The organism is Lactobacillus nasalidis, assembly GCF_016587775.1.
Taxonomy (GTDB): Bacteria; Bacillota; Bacilli; order Lactobacillales; family Lactobacillaceae; genus Lactobacillus; species Lactobacillus nasalidis.
Map to the genome: position 1 here is coordinate 1 of NZ_BOCG01000360.1, position 1,310 is coordinate 1,310.

The 1,310-nt window shown below is 47.4% G+C and carries 1 protein-coding gene; it reads right to left on the reverse strand.

Annotated features, from left to right (window positions below; translation table 11 throughout):
- The coding region (locus tag lacNas_RS06865; protein ID WP_201346721.1) for a BMP family lipoprotein at window positions 1-848 on the reverse strand (848 nt) is incomplete at its 3' end.
- Window positions 849-1,310 lie beyond the last annotated feature (462 nt).

Here is a 1,310-nt window from a genome sequence, read left to right on the forward strand (position 1 = left end):
TTCTTGCCGTCTTTTGAAGTGTAGTTGCCCAGGCTTGACTGGTCAACGTCGACACCGATGACCCAGACCTTCTTGGCAGCAGTAGTTGCCTTGTTGCGGGTCTTGGCTTCGGTGAAGACACCGTTACCGGCGTTGCCGGCAGCTTGGTAGATGATGTCAGCGCCGTCAGTGTACATTGACTGGGCGATTGACTTGGCCTTGTCGGTTGAGGTGAAGTTACCGATGTATTGGTCGTAAACGGTGATCTTCTTGCCTAAGGCCTTGGCACCATCCTTGACACCTTGCTTGAAGCCGGCTTCGAAGAGTTCCAGGACGCTGGACTTGGCCCCGCCGATGAAGCCGACCTTGTTGCTCTTGGTGGTGTAGGCAGCAGCCAGACCGCCAAGGTAGGAAGCTTCGTTACTCTTGAAGCTGACGGAAGCAACGTTCTTGCGGCCAGTTACGACAGAGTCGATGATGACGAAGTTCTTCTTAGGGTACTTCTTGGATGCGGCTTTAACTGAGTCAGTCAGCATGTAGCCGACACCGAAGATGGTTTGGTAGCCGGCTTGAGCAGCTTGAGTCAGGTTAGGGGTGAAGTCGGCAGCTGAGGATGATTCAAAGTATTGGTAGCCACCCTTGCCTTGCTTGAGGCCGTGTTCCTTGCCGTAGTCCTTGAAACCAGACCAAGCGGCTTGGTTGAAGGAGTGGTCGTCAACACCGTTACCGTCAGTGATCAGGGCGATACCGTGCTTGGTGTCCTTGTTGACGGAGGTGTTGGACTTCTTGCCGGAGCAGGCAGTCAATACAGCAGCAACTGACAGAGTGGCTGCCCCAGCGGCAACCAATTTCTTGTAATTAAAGCGCATAGCGAAATTACTTCTTTCTTTTTCTTCTTTTCTTTTTCATAGACGAACGATTATGTATTAAAGATAGCATTTAGTTTGGAAAAAAGCAAGAGAATAGATAAGCGAATATTCGCTTTTTTGGACAATTTTGGAGAAAAAGTTTTTAGGTAGCTAAGAAAACGGTTGATTCACGAACAAAGCGGTGATTTTGTATAGACCAGTTCCCAGACTGGGAAGTTTAAGATAGTTGTGATACAATTAGTAGCAGATTAGAGAATCAGGAAAGTTAGCTAATCTGTGGCAGCCTCGCGAGGCTGCCTTTTTTGTTGCAAGTTATAACAGTTAAGCAAAAAGGCACCCATCGAATTGATGAGTGCCTTTGTGCTCTTGGCAAAATTAACGAATCAGGAAAGTTAGTTAATTAATTTTTACCAGGAAATTTCGTAAAGTTCATTGAACTTGGTAACGGATTTGCCCTCTGAA